Genomic DNA, 17,483 nt, shown 5'->3' on the forward strand with positions numbered 1-17,483 from the left:
AACCCCCGGGCGCCCTGTGCTCACCGCGGGGCGTGTCCCAGCCGGGCCAGCAGCGCGCTCAGCTCCTCCTCCCCCGGCAGGTGCTCCGGGGTGATCTCCCGGTTCTGGGCGATGTAGTGGAAGCTGGCGCGCACCGTCGCCGGGTCCAGATCCCGCAGGCGGGCGAAGGCCAGCCGGTACACGGCCAGCTGCACGGACCGGTCCGCCAGCTCCCTCCCGGTGGGCACCCGGCCGGTCTTCCAGTCCACCAGCTCCCATTCCGGTTCCCCCGGGGCCGGGTCCGGGGTGCGGAACACGGCGTCGATCCGCCCGCGCACCGTGATCCCGCCGAGGCTGGTCTCCAGGGGCAGCTCCACGGCCCACGGCTGACGATCCGCCCACCGGGAGGCCAGGAACTTCTCCTGCAGGGTGCTCAGCTCCTGCGGGGTCTCCTCCTCCGGGTCCGCCAGCCGCTCGCCCAGATCCAGCATGGCCGGGGCCCCGTAGCGGTGCTCGAGCCACTCGTGGAAGCGGGTCCCGGCCCGCGCCTGGGCCGAGGGCCGCCGCGGCATGGGGCGACGGACGGCGCGCAGCACCGCCTCCGGGTCCTCGGCCAGGCCCACCACCAGGGAGGCGCTGACGTGGCGGGGGATCTCGGTGCGCTGGGCGGCGCGGGCCCGGGTCCGACGCAGGGCCAGCAGCAGCTCGGTCTCCTCCTCCCAGGCCAGGGTCTCGGGAGTGCTCTCCCCCGGCGCCTCACCCGCTCGGGCTGCGGCGTCGGCGGCAGGCCCGCCGGTGCGCTGAGCGATCCGCTGGCGCACCAGGGCGGCCGCCCGCTCCACCTCGGCCCGGCGGCTGCGCACCGGACCGGGGTCCAGCGCGGCGTCGGCCTGCGCGGTCCCGGTGAGCCCGTCCAGGGTCTCGAGATCCTCCCATCGGGTCACCGCCGGCTGGGTCAGGGGATCAAAGGGCCACAGGGCCACCAGGACGCTGCTGCGCTGGGGGTTCTGTTCCCCGGCCTCCAGCGGCGCGGCCTCGTGCACGATCCGCACCGACTCCTCGGGCAGGTCCGCCAGGAACCGGGAGGGCACCCGGGGCTTGGCGCGGGTGCCGGTCCAACGGCTGGATCCGATGCTCACCAGCTCCCGGGCGCGGGTGATGGCCACGTACGCCAGGCGCCGCTCCTCGGCGACCACCCGCTCGTCGTTGTCCTCCAGGAAGGCCGTCCAGCTCTCCTGCAGCCCCGTGGTGCCGGTCTGGTCCGTGTCCCACTGGGGCAGGTGCCCGCGGTCCCCGCGCAACGGCCAGGGCAGGGCGCCGAGGCTGTTGAGCCAGTGCTCGCGCTGATCCGTGGGGAAGATCCCCTCGGCCATGCCGAACAGGTGCACCTCATCCCATTCCAGCCCCTTGGACCCGTGCACGGTCAGCAGCTGCACGGCCCCCGGGACGGCGGGTCCGGCGGGCAGCGGCAGGCCGCTCTCCTCCCGGGCGGCGGTCTCCAGCCAGGCGAGGAAGGCGGTGACCCCGGCGGCGGAGGACGTCACGGTGTAGCGGTGCTCCTGCGGGGTGGCCTGCTCCGCCGCGTCCGAGTCGGCGCCCGCCGGGGCGAACAGCTCCGGGTGGGTCCCGGCGTCCAGGGTCGCCGCCATGCGCGGGGCGGTGGCGCAGTACTGGGCGGCGGCCTGGTGGAAGGCGTCCAGGTGCATCCGCGCCTCGTGCGCGGAGCGCCCTGGGTGGGAGGCCAGCTCGATGTCCAGCAGGCTCAGCCGCTCGATGTGGTGCAGCAGCGTGGTGAGGTCCTCGCCGAGGTAGCCGCGCAGCTCCTCCAGCTCCCGCGCGCACCGTTCCAGCCGCTGCCGGGCCTCCGGACTCAGGGCGCGCCCGGTCGCGGAGGTCCAGGCCGGTCCGGGCAGGGTCTCGATGCCCTCGATGAGGCTGGCCCCGTCCGTCTCGTCCCCGCCGCCGGTGCGCAGCAGCTCCTGCACGGCTTCCCGGGCCTGGGCCTCGGCCTGCTCCGGATCCGGGGCCTCGCCCCGCCCGGCGCGCAGCCCCTCCTCTCCGGGAACCTGACCTTCGGGGGTGGTGAGGTCCTCGGCGATCCCGCGCTCCACCGCCCGGCGGCGGCGTCGGGCGAGGAAGCGAGCCCAGTCGGTCAGGGCCATCAGGTCTCGGGCGCCGAGCCGCCAGCGGGCCCCGGCCAGCAGCCGCATCAGGGCATCGGCGCGGGACGGGTCGGAGAGCACGCGCAGGGTCGCGACCATGTCCACGACCTCCGGGGTCTGCAGCAGCCCGCCCAGACCCAGGACCTCGGCGGGCACCCCCTGCCGCTCGCATTCGGCCCGCACGGTCTCCAGCTGGGCCCGGGCCCGGCACAGCACCGCGGCGGTGGCCGGCTCCCGGCCCTCGGCCCGCGCCTGCTCGGCCCGCTCCCGGATGCCGCGCACCAGGTCTGCGGCTTCCTCCTCCTCGCTGACCCAGGTGCCGGTGAGCACCTGGCCCGCGGTGGGCTCGGGACGGGGCACGAGGTCCGGGACGGGGAAGCGCCGCTCCCCCGGCGCCCAGGGTGCCGGCCGTCCCAGGGGGGCGGCGACGGCGTTGGCGGCGTCGAGGATGCGGGTGCCGTTGCGCCAGGCCGCGGTCAGGTAGGACGGTGCGGCGTCCTCGGCCGGGAAGTAGGCGGGGAAGTCGAACAGCTGACCCTCGGAGGCGCCCCGGAAGCCGTAGATGGACTGCTTGGGATCCCCCACCGCCATGACGCTGTGGCCGTCCCCGAACAGCGTGGAGAACAGCACCATCTGGGCGTGGGAGGTGTCCTGGAACTCGTCCAGCAGCACCACCTTGTACAGCTCCCGCTGCTCCCGGGCGACGGCGGGCACCTCGCGGGCCAGGCGGGCGGCATCGAGCAGGAGGTCCCCGAAGTCCATGACCTGCATGGTCTGCTTCAGCCGCTGGTAGCGCACCGCCAGGCGGGCGACCAGCAGCTTCTGCTCCAGCTTGGTCACGGCGGCGTTACGGGCGGCTTCGGCCTTCTTCAGCTGCTTGGGGTGGTCGTTGGGCAGGACCCGCAGGCGCGCCAGCTCGGTCTCGCAGGTCGCCGCGACATCGGCGGGGTCCACGAGGTGCTCGGCGCACTCCCCGCTGAGCTGCAGCACGGCGGTGACCAGGGTGGAGGCGGCCGGCACCTGCTCGGGCAGAGGCCCCTCCCAGCGGGCCACGAGCTGAGCGGCCAGCTGGTGGCTCTGGGCCGCGCCCAACTGGGCGGCGTCGCGCTCGACGCCGATGCGCAGCCCGTACTCGCTGACCAGCGCCTTGGCGTAGGAGTGGTAGGTGGACACGGTCGGGTCCAGTTCCGGGGCCTGCGGATCCTCTCCCGGGGGGCGCAGGCCGTGCTCGGCCAGGGTCGCCAGCCGGGAGACCATGCGCTGGCGCAGCTCCGCGGCGGCCTTGGTGGTGAAGGTGACACCGAGGATCTCCTCGGGCCGGGCGAAGCCGTTGACGACGAGCCACACGACCCGGTCCACCATGGTCGCGGTCTTCCCGGACCCGGCCCCGGCCACGACCAGGCGCGGGGCGAGGTCGGCGCTGATGATGCGCGACTGCTCCGCGGTGGGGGCGGGACGCCCGAGGATGCGGGCGATCTCCTCGGGGGTGTGGCGGGCCTGGGCGGCGAGGGGGGTGCTCATGGTTGGGTGACCTGCCTTCCGGAGGCGCACAGGGGACAGATCTCGGGCAGGGCGCAGCCGAGTCCGTGGGCGCCGGTGTTCTGCTCGGTGTGCCGGGCTTGGAAGCGCTCGTGGGCGATCAGCTCGGCGCAGCGCTGCACGAGGTCCACTGCCCACTGATCCTCCGGGCCCAGGGCCTCCTGCTGCTGGTTCCCGTAGGAGGCGGTGCCGGTGCCCAGCTGCACGAGGGCCGCCCCGCCGGAGAGCTCGGTCAGCCGGGCCCCGCGCAGCTCGAGGACCTCGGGCTCGGCGTCCTGCCGCCCGGAGACCTGCTGCGAGGCGGTGGCATCGAGCGAGTCCCCCGGGTCGGCGGCGTCCGACGGTCCGGCATCCGCCCCGTCTCGGGCTTCCGCCCCGTCCCGCGCAGCCTGGGCGGCCATCGCCTGGCCGGCCCCGGCGGCCAAGGCCACCTGGTACCCGGCCAGCTGGGGGTGGTGGGCCATCTGCGCTTTGGTGGGCGCGTGGCGCCCGGTCTTCAGGTCGATCACCACGTACCGGCCGAGCTGGTCCACCTCGAGGCGATCCACGCGCCCGGTGAGCAGGGCGTCGCGGGCGGGCCCGGGCACGAGCACCTGGAAGGAGCCTTCGATGCCGGCCAGCCGGCGGCCCTCCTTCAAACGGGAGTCCACGGCGTACTGGGCGAATTTGCGGATCATGGTCTCGGCGCGCTGCCAGGTCTGCTCGGTCTCCCAGGTTTCAGGCAGGCGCAGGGCCTCGAAGCGGCGGCGCAGCTCGGCGACGAGCTCGTGCCCGGGGGCTTCGGGCAGGTCCTGGGCCACCTCGTGGATGAGGGTGCCGAGGGAGCGGGACAGGTCCGTGCCGGCCTGCCCGCCGGAGACGGCGACGAACCAGTCCAGCGGGGAGCGCACGATCCCCTCCATCCGCGAGGGGGTCACCGGCACGGGCTTCTCGGCCGGCAGGGCGGGCTCGGTGCTGGACAGCGGGGCCAGACCCCACCAGTCCTGCGGGTGCGCCCCGGGCACCGGCGGCAGCGGGGCCCGCGGCGCACCATCCTCCGCGGCGGCCCGCGCGGCGTCGTCGGCCGGACCGCCCTCACCCGGGGCGTCAGCATCCGGGGCGCCGTCATCCAGGGCGAGGCGGGCCAGGCAGTCCGCGGCGCGCAGGGCCCGATCCGGGTCCTGAGGGTCCTGGGCGGCCCGACGCAGCTCGGCGACCAGCCCGCGTAGGGTCATCGGCCGGCGCACCGGGGTCAGGGCGGGCTGCTGCATCTGGTCCGGGGCGAGCATGGCCAGCAGCTCGCTGGGCTCGGTCTCGGCGTCGGCGACGGCGGTGACCACCAGGCGCCGCGAGGCCCGGGAGATGGCCGCGGCGAACATACGCAGCTCATCCACCCGGGTCTCGCGCACCCGCATCCCGTGGGTGACGCGGGCGGCCTGCTCGGGACCGAGGAACACGGCGTCGGCCAGCTGCGGGGCGGCCAGCAGTCCGCCGCGCACGGTGAGGTTGGGCCAGACCCCGTCCTGCACGCCGGAAACGATCACCACGGGCCATTCGCGCCCGGCCGCGGAGGCCGGGGTCAGCAGGCTCACGGCCGCACTGGGGCCGCCGACCGGTGCGAGGGTGTCCATGGGCAGGTCCTGGCTGTCCAGGTAGTCCAGGAACTGCTCGACGCCGGCGCCGGTCTGCTGCTCGGCGAAGCGCTCGGCGGATTTGAACAGCTCGACCATCGCGTCCAGGTCCCGGTGGGCCCGCTGGGCTGCCGGACCGGCGCCGCGGGAGGCTTCTTCCCAGGTCTTCGCCAGGCCGCTGGCCTCCCACAGGGCCCACAGCACGGTCTCGGCCGAGGGCTCGGGCGCAGCCATGGCGGCCCGCCCCGCGGACAGCACCGCGCCGACCCGGCGCAGCCCGGCGGTGCCGGGGCCGCTGCCGCCCAGATCGGGGCCCTGCTCCCCGTCGACGGAGGCCTCGGTCCCGTCGATCTGGCGCAGGGCGGCCAGCAGCAGCTCGTCCCCGGAGCGCCGTCCCCCGGCCCGCAGCTCGCGGGCGCGCAGGGTCTGGCGCAGCCGACGCAGCCCGGAGGGGCTGGTGCCGCCCAGGCGGGAGGTGAGCAGGTCCAGGGCGCGCGCCCCGGCCTCCTTCTCCCGGTCGGTGAGGATCCACAGGGCGTCCAGGAGGGGCCGCACGGCCGGCTCCTCGCGCAGCGGGGTCTCCGCCACCGGCACGGTCGCGGCGATGCCGTCGGCGTCCAGGTGCCGCTGGATCCGCGCCAGGGAGGAGCCGTTGCGCACGATCACGGCCATCTCCTCCAGCCCCCGGCCGCCCAGCACGTGCTCCTCCAGGATCAGCTGGGACAGCAGCCGCAGCTCCTCCTGCTCGGAGCCCACGAGCAGCACCTCGGGGGCGTCGTCGCCCTGTCCCGCCACTCGCCTCCGCTGGTGCACGGCTCTTTCCGGAGCCACGTCATCGGGCTGCCCCTCGGTGGATTCGGCGGGCTGGGCGGGGGTGCGCTGGGTCAGGGCTCCGGCGACCACGGGGATCCGGTGGGCGATCCGCTCGAAGGCCGGGACCAGGCCCGCGGGCATCCGGTGACTGGTGGCGAGGCTGATGCTACGCAGGCCGTCCAGGGCGGGCAGGCGGCGCTCCAGGCTGGTGAGCAGTTCGGGTCGGGCGCCGCGGAAGCCCTGGACCACGGTGTCCGGGCAGGCGGTGAGCACCAGCTCGGCCGGGTCCGCCAGCCCCGCGGGATACAGGGCGCCGAGCAGCCGCACGACGGCGGGGCTGGCCTCCTGCAGGTCATCGGCGAGGATCAGGCGCAGGCGGGTGTGCTCCTGCTTCACGAACTCCGGGTGGGTCTCCAGGAAGGCCGCGGCCTCGTGGATCAGGGCGGAGGGGTCGTAGGCGTGGGGCATGCTCAGCCGGCGCAGCTGCTCGTACTCCACCCGGAAGTCCGCGGCGGCCACCCACTCGGGGTGCGCCATGGACCGTCCGAGCTCGCGCACCTGATCGGGGCTGAGGTCGAACTCCGCGCAGCGGTCCAGGAACTCGCGGATCTCCCGGCGGAAGCCGCGGGTGCGCAGGGCCTCCCCCAGATCCGTCGGCCAGGCGGGCGGGTGGCCGATGCCGCGCCGGTGGGTCTCGATCATCTGGCCGATGAGCACGTCCTGCTCCGGCCCGGAGAGCAGGCGCGGTTCGAAGGCCACCCCCGGCAGCTGCCCGGCCGCGTGGGCCCGGCGCAGCAGGTCGAAGGCGTAGGAGTGCCAGGCGCGGGCCGGCGGGGAGGAGACGGTGGCCCCGATGCGCTCGGAGAACTCCTGGCGCAGCCGGTCCGCGGCCAGGCGCCCGGGGGCCAGCAGGAGCACCGAGGCGGCGTCGTTCCCGGCGCGCACGAAGTCCAGGGCGCGGCGGATCAGGGCGGTGGAGCGCCCCGTCCCGGGGGCCCCCAGCAGCAGGGTTCCGGTGCCCGCCATGTGCTCCTCCTCGTCTCGCCTCTCACTCCGGCGCCGTCGTCGGGGTGTCTGTCCGCTCTCCATGAGACCACGGGCGACTGACAGATCGAAGCAGCCCCGCGGCGTCGGGCCCGGTGGCGCTGACCGGGTACGGTGATTCCCATGAGCACCGACGGCGCGACCGATCAGCGGCCCTGGACCGAGCTACCCCGGGCCACCTTCGACCTGGAGACCACCGGCCCCAACCCCATGACCGCGCGGATCGTGACCGCCTCGCTGATCCTGGTGGCCCCGGACGGCGAGGTGCTGCGCCACGGGGAGTGGCTGGCGGATCCGGGGGTGCCGATCCCGGAGGAGGCCGCGGCGGTGCACGGCATCACCACCGAGCACGCCCGGGAGCACGGCGCCCCGGTGCGGCAGGTGACTTACGAGCTGGCCTCGGCCCTGGGCGGGCTGTTCGCCGACGGGGTGCCGGTGTTCGCCTTCAACGCCTCCTATGACTTCACGGTGCTGGACCGGGAGCTGCAGCGCCACGAGCTGCCGCCGCTGGAGCCGTTCCCGGTGGTGGATCCGCTGGTGCTGAACAAGCAGGCGGATAAGTACCACAAAGGCAAGCGGACCCTGGGCGTGCTCACCGAGGAGTACGGCGTGGAGCTGAAGAACGCGCACACCTCGGCCGCGGACTGCCTGGCCACCGAGCGGCTGGGAGCGGCGATGGCCCGGAAGTTCCCCCAGCTGGCGATGCCGGCCGGGCGGCTGCACGAGCAGCAGGTGCAGTGGGCGAAGGAGCAGGCCGCGGACCTGCAGGCCTACTTCCAGCGGATCGGCAAGCAGGCCACCGTGAACGGGGACTGGCCGGTGCGGCCGGGTCGCTCGGATCGGTAGCCGACGACGCCGCCGGGCCCCTTGACGTTTCCCATGACAGAAACATGTGTTTCTGTTGATGACGACGTCGGCGTCACCGCTCGGGGCGGACGTTCGGCTCTGTGCCCCCCTACTCCCCCGGCCGTTGCGCCTCGGCCGCCGCGCGGGCGGCGTCGGGCAGGGCGGAGAGGATGCGGTCCATCGCGGCGTCATCGTGTGCGGCGGAGAGGAACCACGCCTCGAAGGGCGAGGGCGCCAGGTACACCCCGGCGTCGAGCATCGCGTGGAAGAAGGCCGGGTAGCGCCAGGACTCCGAGGCCTTGATGTCCGTGTAGTTGCGCACCCCGTGCTCCCCGGTGCCGAAGGCCAGGGAGAAGATGTTCCCCGCGGTCTGGATGGAGTGGTCCACCCCGGCGGCCGTCAGGGCCTCGGTCAGAGCCCGGCGCAGCTGCTGCGAGCGGGCGTCCACCGTCCGGTACACCTGCGCGTCCGCGTGGTCCAGGGTCGCGATCCCGGCGGCCACGGACAGCGGGTTCCCGGACAGGGTGCCCGCCTGGTAGACCGGGCCGGTCGGGGCCAGCTGCTCCATGACCTCCCGGCGCCCGGCCAGAGCCGCGATCGGCATTCCCCCGCCGATCACCTTGCCGAAGGTGAAGATGTCCGGGGCCCAGCCGCCCTGCTCGGGGCTGGTCAGTCCCCAGAACCCGGCCGAGGAGGCGCGGAACCCGGTGAGCACCTCGTCGAAGATCATCAGGGCGCCGTGCTCCCGGGTGATCTCCCGCAGGCCCTCGTTGAACCCGGGCCCCGGCGTCACCACACCCATGTTGCAGGGGGCGGCCTCCGTGATCACCGCGGCGATCTTCCCCGGGTGCTCCTCGAAGGCCTTCCGCACCGCGTCCAGGTCGTTGTACGGCAGCACGATGGTCTCCGCGGCGGTGGCCGCCGTGACCCCGGCCGAGCCAGGCATCGCCAGGGTCGCCACCCCGGAGCCGGCCTCGGACAGCAGCGCGTCCACGTGCCCGTGGTAGCAGCCGGCGAACTTGATGATCAGGTCCCGTCCGGTGATCCCGCGGGCCAGGCGGATCGCCGTCATCGTGGCCTCGGTGCCGGTGGAGACCAGCCGGACCTGCTCGATCGCGGGCTGCCCGGCGGCCGCGGCGTTGATCCGCTCCACCACGGTCTCCGCCAGCTCCGTCTCCCCGGCCGTGGAGGCGCCGAAGGACAGCCCGTTCTCCACCGCCGCGTGCACCGCGTCGATCACGGCCGGGTGGCGGTGACCCAGCAGCGCCGGACCCCAGGAGCCCACCAGGTCCACGTACTCGAAGCCGTCCGCGTCCGTGACGTACGGGCCCTGCGCCTCCACGATGAACGGCGGCACCCCGCCCACGGAGTTGAAGGCCCGCACGGGCGAGTTGACCCCGCCGGGGATGACGCGGCGGGAGCGGGTGAACAGATCCTCGGAGATGCTCATGACGACTCCTTCGAGACGATGACGATGGTGCGGACGCGCCGGGACCTCCCCGGCGCGCGGAAACGGCGGGAGATCAGCGGCGGCCGGCGCGCAGCCAGCCGGCGACCTCCGTGGCGTAGTAGGTGAAGATCAGGTCCGCCCCGGCCCGGCGGATCCCGGTCAGGGCCTCCAGGACGATCCGCTCGCGGTCCACCCACCCGTTGGCGGCCGCGGCCTCGATCATCGCGTACTCCCCGGAGACCTGGTAGGCCGCCACCGGCACCGGCGAGAAGTCCGCGACCTCCCGCAGCACGTCCAGGTAGGCCATGGCCGGCTTGACCATCACCATATCGGCTCCCTCCTCCAGATCCAGCCGGGTCTCCAGGAGGGACTCACGGCGGTTGGCCGGATCCTGCTGATAGGTCTTGCGGTCCCCAGTCAGGGAGGAGCCGACGGCGTCGCGGAACGGGCCGAAGAAGGCCGAGGCGTACTTCGCGGAGTACGCCATGATCGAGACCTCCTCGAAGCCCTCCTCGTCCAGGGCCTGCCGGATCGCGGCGATCTGCCCGTCCATCATGCCCGACGGGCTGACCACGTGCGCCCCGGCCCGGGCCTGGGAGACGGCCATCCGGCAGTAGGCGGCCACGCTGGCGTCGTTGTCCACGACGGTGGTGCCGAAGCGGTTCTGCGTCAGCGGCCCGCAGTGCCCGTGGGAGGTGAACTCGTCCAGGCAGGTGTCGGCCATGATCACGACGTCGTCGCCGAACTCGTCGTGCACGGCGCGGATGCCGCGGTTCAGGATGCCGTCCTCGGCCCAGGCGGCCGAGCCCTCGGCGTCCTTGTCCGCGTCGAGGGGCACCCCGAACAGGTCGATGCAGCGCACGCCCGCGGCCACGGCCTCGCCGACGGCGCGCACCAGGGATTCCACGGTGTGCTGGTGCTGACCGGGCATCGAGGGGATCTCCTGCGGGGCGTCGATGCCGTCGCGCACGAACAGCACCTGGATCATGTCCTCCGGGTGCAGGCGGGTCTCGGCGACGATGTCGCGCATCGCGGGGTTGGTGCGCAGGCGCCGGGGCCTGCGGATCAGGTCCAGGCGGGTGCGGGCGGGGGTCTGGGGGTTCTGCTCGGTCATGGGGTGGGTCTCCTCCCGGGTAGTTCGGATGGGTTCGGATGCATTCGGAAGCGTTCGGGGTGGCGGCGACTCAGCCGGAGCGGGCGCGCAGCGCGGCTTCGGCCAGGTCCGCCGGGGCGGGGCTCACGGCGGTCACGGCGGCCAGGCCGAGCTCCCGGGCCCGGGCGGCGGTGGTGGACCCGAGGCAGACCACGGGCTCGGGCAGCGGGCCCAGAAAGTGCAGGGCCTCCAGCTGCCGGGGGAGGTGACCAGCACGACGTCGGCGGCACGCTCGTGCAGGACCTCGGCGGTGGCCTGCCGATCCAGCGCCGGGGCGGCGGACTCGGCGGGACGCTCCTCCCCCGCGCCGCCCGGGGCCTGCCCGCCCAGGGGTTCCGGGGCCGGCCAGTCGGCCATGGCGTAGGCGACGGCCTCGGTGACCTCCGCCCCGAGCTCGCGCAGACCGTCGGCCAGCTCCGGCCGGTGCGGCCGACCGTGCACGCACAGCACGCTGCCCGGCGCCCCGGCGCGGCCCAGCCGGGTCAGCAGCCCGCGAGCGCTCTGCTCCTCCTCGCCGGCCGCGGTCTCGGCGGCAGGCGTCAGCCCCTGGGCGCGGGCCTCCTCGGCGGTGGCCCGGCCCACGCAGTGCACTTGCGTGCCGGCCAGCAGCGCGGCGGGCTCGGCGTGGACTGACCGGCCCGCTGCGTGCAGCCGGGCGAGCCCGGTGCGCAGCCCGCGCAGCCCGTTGACGCTGGTGAAGGTCGCGGCCTCCCAGGGACCGCCGTCCAGGGCCGAGTCCAGCGCGTCCAGCTCGGGCTCGGTCAGAGCACGCGGGGCCCGCAGCGGGCTGAGGATCAGGCGCAGCCGGCGCTGGCGCAGGGCCTCGGCCAGGGCGCGCGCCCGGTCCGGGGTGCGGGTGGCCAGCACGACGCCGTCCCGACCCGCGCTCGTGCGCCCCGCGTCGGTGCGGTTCACGCCCGGCCCGCCTCCGCCCCGTGTACCGGTCGGCGCCGCGGCCCAGCAGGGTCTCGGCCAGCTCCGTGCCCAGCCGGGCGGCGGCCCGCTCGGCCTGCTCCAGCGGCTCCGGCCCGGGAACCCGACCGGAGACCTCCCCGGACCTCGCGCCGGGGGTCTCGGTCGCGGCGTCGACCCCGGGGAAGCCCGCCGGCAGCGGGGTGCGGGCGGTCTCCCTCAGGATCTCGGGACCCTGCTTCCCGGAGCTGTGCCCCTCGGACCTCTGCAACCCAGATTCCCGCGGATCCGCCACGACGGCCTCCAGGACGAGCACGGGCGCCCCGGCCTCGTCGGTCTCCAGCTGGGCGTAGGCTCCGACCGGTGCCGCGCAGCCGGCTTCCAGGCGCAGCAGCAGGGCCCGCTCGGCCCGCACGGCCACGCGGGTGGCCGAGTCCTCCAGGGCGCGCAGGGCGGTGAGCACCTCGGGGGCGGTGTCCTCGGTGCGGTACTCCACGGCCAGGCACCCCTGGCCCGCGGCCGGCAGCACCCGGTGCGGGTCCAGGAAGTCCGTGACCACGGCGGATAAGCCCAGGCGGGCCAGCCCGGAGGCGGCCAGCACGACGGCGTCCAGGTCTCCGCGGGTCTCCCGCCCGACGCCGATGTCCGTGACCCCGTGGTGCTCCAGCCCCCGGACCCGGGACAGCCGGGTGCCCACGTTGCCGCGCACGTCCGCGATCGCGCACTCCGGGCGCAGCGCCCGGATCTGGGCGGCCCGGCGCGGAGATCCGGTGCCGATCACCGCCCCGGCCGGCAGCTGCTCCAGGGTGAGCCCGTCCCGGGCCACCAGCGCGTCCCGCGGATCCTCCCGCGGGGGGTGGGCCAGGGCCAGGGCGCCGTCGAAGGCGTCCTGGGTGGGCAGGTCCTTCAGGGAGTGCACCGCCAGATCCACCCCGCCGGTCAGCAGCTCCTGGCGCAGGGCCGCGGCGAACACCCCGGTGCCGCCCATCTGGGCCAGCGGCCCGGAGGTCACGTCCCCGGTGGTGGTGACGATGGACAGCTGCGCCGGGACCCCGTGGGCCGCCAGGAGGTCGGCGACCTGCTGGGACTGGGTGGTGGCCAGCTTCGAGCCGCGAGTGCCCACCCGCAGCGGCGTTCCCGCACCCTCGGGGCTCATGCGTCCTCCGCGGGGGCGATCCGCTCGGCGTCGTCCCCGGTGTACTCGGCGATCACGGGCTTGACCCGCGCGGCCCGGGCCGGCTTGCAGCACTCCGGGTTGCAGGCGTCGAACCAGCCCTTGCCGCCGCAGGCGCTGACCCGGGCGGCCTGCACCCCGTCGGCGTCCTCGGCGGGGGCGGTCTGGGCCACCCGCTCGGCGATCAGGTCCCGCAGGCTGGCCACGTAGGCCGGGTGGGTGCCGGGGGTGGGGGTGCGCACCGCCTGGATGCCCAGCTTCTGGCAGGTCTCCATCGCCTCGGTGTCCAGGTCCCATTTGACCTCCATGTGGTCTGAGACGAAGCCCAGCGGCACCATCACGACGCCGTCCACGCGCCCTTCGAGCTTCTCCAGGGCGTCGTTGACGTCCGGCTCCAGCCACGGGGTGGACGGGGAGCCGGAGCGGGACTGGTAGACCAGCTCCCAGTCGCACTCGGCCAGCTCCGCCGGGTCCAGGGAGCCCAGCACGGCCCGGGCGGCCTGCAGGTGCTTCTCCACGTAGGCGGAGCCGCCCTCGTAGTCCGCGGCCCGCGGCCCGGCCTCGTCGGCCGCGGTGGTGGGCACCGAGTGGGTGCAGAACACGATGCGGATGCGCCCGTTGCCGGCGGCGGGATGCTCGGCGGCGGCGATCTTCTCGCGCACCTCGCGCAGGCCCGCTGACAGGCCCTCCGCGAAGGAGGCGATGAATCCGGGGGCGTCGTAGTGCTGGCGCAGCTTGTCGATGCGCAGCTTCCCCTCCAGGCCCAGCTCCTCCAGGGCCATCCCGTAGTCCTCGCGGTACTGGCGGCAGGAGGAGTACCCGGGGTAGGCGCTGGTGGCCAGCACCAGCAGCCGCCGGTGCCCGGCGTCGTAGGCCTGCTGCACGACGTCGTTGACGTACGGCTCCCAGTTGCGGTTGGCCCAGTACACGGGCAGGTCGGGTCCGCGCTCGGCCAGCTCCCGACGCAGGGCGGCCAGCAGCTCCCGGTTCTGCTGGTTGATGGGGCTGATCCCGCCGTTGGCGCGGTAGTGGGTGGCGACCTCCTCCAGGCGCTCATCCGGGATGCCGCGCCCGCGGGTCACGTTGCGCAGGAACGGGATGACGTCCTCCTGGCCCTCGGGTCCGCCGAAGGAGGAGAGGATCACGGCGTCGTAGGCCGCCGGCGCCTCGGCGCGGGGCCGGATCAGGCGCTGCTCGGAGACGAACTGCTCGCCCGCGCGCAGCTCGGCGGGGCCGTGGCTGGCGGTGTTGTCCGGATCGGTGCGGTTGGGGATCGGGTCGGCGGGGATGTCGGCGGCGGTCAGGGTCATCGCAGCACCTCCACGGCCTCGGCGGCATCGATCCGCCGGCCGGCGTAGAACGGGGTCTCCTTGCGCACGTACAGGCGGGCCTCGGTGTTGCGGAAGTGGCGCATCATGTCCACCAGGTCCACCAGCTCCGGGGCCTCCAGGGCCAGCACCCACTCGTAGTCGTTCAGCCCGAAGGTCGCGATGGTGTTGGGCAGCACCTGCGGGAAGTCCCGGCCCTTCAGCCCGTGGTTCTTCATCATGTCCGCCCGGTGCCCGGGGTTGCGGTAGTACCAGTCCCAGCTGCGCACGAACGGGTAGACGGTCACCCACTGCTCCGGGGGGATCCCCTTGGCGAAGCTGGGGGCGTGGCGGCGGGTGAACTCGGCGTCGCGGTGCACGCCCATCGTGGACCACACGATCTTCGTCCCGGCGAAGGCGGCGGTGCGCCGGTAGCGGCGGATCGCGGCCTGCAGGGCCTCGGGGGCCTCGCCGTGGATCCAGACCATCACGTCCGCGTCATCGCGCATCGCGGAGACGTCGTAGAGCCCGCGCACGGTGACCCCGTCCGCGGCCAGCTCGGCCTCCAGCGCTTCCAGCTCCTCGGCGGCCTCGTCCCCGGGGGCCGGGGCACCCAGGTGCGGGTCGCGGGCGAAGACGGTGTACAGGGCGTAGTACAGGCGGTCATCGCCCTCCGCGGCGCCGTGGGCAGTGTGGGCCTGCGGGGCGTGCCCGGAGGCGTGCTGTTCGGAGCCGTTCTGCTCGGTGCTGTGGTGTTCGGTGTGCTCGGTCATGGCGGGTGCTCGACCTTCCTTTCCTTACGTTCCGTGCGGGCGCGCCGGTGATGCGGGCGGCGCGCCGGCGATCTTCGCGGCGGGGTGCGCTGGGCCTCATCCCCCGCGGGGTGCGGGCAGATCCAGGGCGGCGACGGCGCGGCGGGCGTCCGGGACCACCGAGGCCAGGCCGGTGCCGGCCAGCCACGCGCCGACGGCGCCGGCCCCGTCGACCTCGGCCAGGGCGCTGCGGAACCGCTCGGCCCGCGCCCGGTGTCCCGCCGGGACGCTGGGCATGGCCCCGTCCCAGCGGACGACGTCCGCGCCGAGGACGTCCTCCCGGCTCAGGGGCACCCCCAGGATCCGGGCGGCGTCGTGCAGGGCGAGGGCGGCCAGCTTCCCGTCGGGCAGCCGCACCTCCTCCCCCGCGGCTCCTCCGGCCCGCCCGTAGGACAGGCGCAGCACGTGCTGGTACTCCCCGAGGCGCTCGTCGATCCAGGCCCATTTGGCGTTGGCGTGGGTCAGCGCCTTGGCGCGCACGTCCCGGGCGGCCTCGGAGACCAGGACGCCGGTGCCGCGGGGCGCGTCGTCCAGAGCGGGGGCGCGCACCACGAGGGTGGCCAGCGCCAGCCGCGGCCCCGGCGCCAGCCCCGGCACGGCCTCCGGCGGCAGGTGGGGCCCCAGCAGCCGCACCGCGGTGGGGCCGTCGGCGGCCACCACGACGACGTCGGCGCGCAGGGCCGAGCGGTCCCCGGCCCCGCGCTGGCGGCGGATGGCCATCCAGGGCCCGTGTCCGGCGTCCCGGTCCAGGGCCAGCACCTCGCAGGCATCCACCAGGCGCACCCCGCGCCGGGTCAGATCGGCCACCAGGGCCTCGGAAAGCTGGTTCATCCCGCCCTCGATCCCGGCGACCTGGCTGCCGGCCGGGGAGGCTGCGCGCAGGGCGGCGGCGGAGGCGGCGAGGCTGCCGTGCTCGCGGATCCCGGCGCGCAGACCGGGGGCCACGGTGTCCGCGTCCAGCTCATCCGGATCGGTGGAGTGGATGCCGGTGGTCACCGGGGCGACGAGGTTCTCGGCCACGGCCCGGCCCATCCGGGCGCGCACCAGTCCGCCGAGGGTGCGCTCCTGGGCGCCGACGCGGGCGGGCAGGAGGCGATCCAGACCCGCCCGGTACTGCCCGGACCGGCCGAGGGCGGGGGTCAGGGCGGTGTCCAGCGGGTTGCCGGGGATCCCGAGGATCCCGGAGGCGGGCATCGGCACGGAGCCTGCGGGCAGGTGCAGCCAGGATCCGGTGGGGCGGGGGCGCACGATGCGCTCGGCCAGGCCCAGCTCGCCCAGCAGGGCGGGCACGGCGTCGTTGCGGGTGGCGAAGGACTCCGCGCCGGAGTCCAGCACCAGTCCGGCCAGCTCGTGGGCGGCCACCACGCCGCCGAAGTGCTCGCGCCGCTCCAGCACGGTGGTGCGCAACCCGCGCGCGGCCAGCTCCCGGGCCGCCACCAGCCCGGCGATGCCGCCGCCGATGACGAGGGCGGTGCAGGGACGGCGGGCGCGGGACTCAGCGGCGGGCATCCGCGTCTCCCTCGGGCCGGTCCTGCTCGGGGCCGTGGGCCGGCTGGGCGTGGATGAGCCGGACCAGGCGGGTGAGCACCTCCGGCTCGGTCTCCGGGGGCACGCCGTGGCCGAGGTTGACCACGTGGGTGCGGGCGGCGCGTCCGCGGCGCAGCACGTCCAGGGTGTGCTCGCGCAGCGGCTCCCACCCGGCGCCCAGCAGCGCGGGGTCGATGTTGCCCTGCAGCACCGGGTCCCCGCCCAGCCGGGCCGCGGCCTCGTCCAGGTCCAGGCGGTGGTCCACCCCGACGACGTCGGCCCCGGCCTCGCGCATGGCCCCCAGCAGCTCGGAGGTCCCGGTGCCGAAGTGCACGCGCGGCACCCCGTAGGCCTCGACCGCCGCCAGCGCCGCGGCCGAGTGCTCCTGGACGTGCTCGCGGTACTCGCGCAGCGGCAGGGAGCCGGCCCAGGAGTCGAACAGCTGCACCGCGGAGGCCCCGGCTTCCACCTGGGCGCGCAGGAACCGCCCGGACAGCTCGGCGGTCCAGGCGGCCAGCTCCCGCCAGGCGGCGGGGTCCGCGTGCATCATGGTGCGCGGGGCCAGGTGGTCTCGGGAGGCCGCCCCCTCGACCATGTAGGCGGCCACGGTGAAGGGGGCGCCGGCGAAGCCGATCAGCGGGGTGTCCCCCAGCTGCTCGACGGTGCGGGTCACGGCCTCGCGCACGGGGTCGAAGGCGGAGTCGGGCACCTCGGGCAGGGTCCGGATCGCGGCGGCGTCCCGGTACGGGGTGCCCATCACGGGCCCGCGACCGGGCACGATGTCCACGTCCAGCCCGGCCACCTTCAGCGGCACGACGATGTCGGAGAAGAAGATCGCGGCGTCCACCCCGTGTCGGCGCACCGGCTGCAGGGTGATCTCCGCGGCCAGCTCGGGGGTCAGGCAGGCCTCGAGCATCGAGGTGCCCTCGCGGGCCCGGCGGTACTCGGGCAGGGAGCGTCCGGCCTGGCGCATGAACCACACGGGCGGGTGCCCGGGGCGCCGTCCGGTCATGGCCCGGATCATGGGGGATTCCGCGGCGCCGCGGCTGCGCAGGGGGTGCTCGGCGGGCAGCAGCGCCAGCTGCTCCTCGCCGAGCAGGGTCCGGCCCGCCGTCGGGCGCGGTGAAGAGGTCTCAGGCATGGTGCCTCCCATTG

At 75.1% G+C, this 17,483-nt stretch carries 10 protein-coding genes and 1 pseudogene; 1 reads left to right on the top strand and 10 read right to left on the bottom strand.

Annotation, left to right across the window (positions count from 1 at the left end; all coding sequences use genetic code 11):
- Positions 1–20: 20 nt before the first annotated feature.
- Complete coding sequence (locus I6G21_RS00500; RefSeq protein WP_129357422.1) at positions 21–3,662, bottom strand: ATP-dependent helicase; 3,642 nt, start codon at positions 3,660–3,662, stop codon at positions 21–23.
- Positions 3,659–7,129: an ATP-dependent helicase gene (locus tag I6G21_RS00505; RefSeq protein ID WP_129357421.1), complete on the bottom strand. Its 3,471-nt coding sequence runs from the start codon at positions 7,127–7,129 to the stop codon at positions 3,659–3,661. The genes I6G21_RS00500 and I6G21_RS00505 overlap by 4 nt, the downstream gene beginning before the upstream one ends.
- A 141-nt stretch (positions 7,130–7,270) precedes the next feature.
- Between I6G21_RS00505 and I6G21_RS00510 the strand changes: the two genes are divergently transcribed.
- The gene (locus I6G21_RS00510; RefSeq protein WP_129357420.1) at positions 7,271–7,993 is read left to right on the top strand and encodes a 3'-5' exonuclease; all 723 of its coding nucleotides are present in this window, start codon (positions 7,271–7,273) and stop codon (positions 7,991–7,993) included.
- 109 nt (positions 7,994–8,102) lie between these two features.
- Here I6G21_RS00510 and hemL read toward each other — a convergent pair whose 3' ends face one another.
- The 8 genes and pseudogenes from hemL to hemE form a co-directional block, all read right to left on the bottom strand.
- A complete protein-coding gene (gene hemL / locus I6G21_RS00515) occupies positions 8,103–9,443 on the bottom strand; it encodes a glutamate-1-semialdehyde 2,1-aminomutase (RefSeq protein WP_129357419.1) in 1,341 nt (446 codons plus the stop codon).
- 73 nt (positions 9,444–9,516) lie between these two features.
- Positions 9,517–10,557, bottom strand: a complete 1,041-nt coding sequence (hemB, locus tag I6G21_RS00520; protein WP_193553993.1) for a porphobilinogen synthase — start codon at positions 10,555–10,557, stop codon at positions 9,517–9,519.
- 132 nt (positions 10,558–10,689) lie between these two features.
- Entirely contained in the window at positions 10,690–11,511 is an 822-nt protein-coding gene (locus tag I6G21_RS00525; protein WP_197939449.1) for a uroporphyrinogen-III synthase, read from the bottom strand.
- Between the two features lie 259 nt (positions 11,512–11,770).
- A pseudogene (gene hemC, locus I6G21_RS00530) lies at positions 11,771–12,664 on the bottom strand (hydroxymethylbilane synthase); the annotation flags it as partial.
- Entirely contained in the window at positions 12,661–13,992 is a 1,332-nt protein-coding gene (locus I6G21_RS00535; protein ID WP_058731133.1) for a ferrochelatase, read from the bottom strand. The pseudogene hemC and the gene I6G21_RS00535, both read right to left, overlap by 4 nt.
- Positions 13,989–14,762 carry a hydrogen peroxide-dependent heme synthase gene (gene hemQ, locus I6G21_RS00540; RefSeq protein WP_064725175.1) on the bottom strand — a complete coding sequence of 258 codons (774 nt, stop codon included), beginning with the start codon at positions 14,760–14,762 and terminating at the stop codon, positions 13,989–13,991. Before hemQ ends, I6G21_RS00535 begins: the two co-directional genes overlap by 4 nt.
- Positions 14,763–14,858: 96 nt before the next feature.
- Positions 14,859–16,310, bottom strand: a complete 1,452-nt coding sequence (gene hemG / locus I6G21_RS00545; protein WP_129357416.1) for a protoporphyrinogen oxidase — start codon at positions 16,308–16,310, stop codon at positions 14,859–14,861.
- Positions 16,297–17,469 (bottom strand): uroporphyrinogen decarboxylase, encoded by a 1,173-nt coding sequence (gene hemE, locus I6G21_RS00550; protein ID WP_224799736.1) that lies wholly within the window; start codon positions 17,467–17,469, stop codon positions 16,297–16,299. Before hemE ends, hemG begins: the two co-directional genes overlap by 14 nt.
- Positions 17,470–17,483: the final 14 nt, after the last annotated feature.

The organism is Rothia kristinae (assembly GCF_016028855.1).
Taxonomy (GTDB): Bacteria; Actinomycetota; Actinomycetes; order Actinomycetales; family Micrococcaceae; genus Rothia; species Rothia kristinae.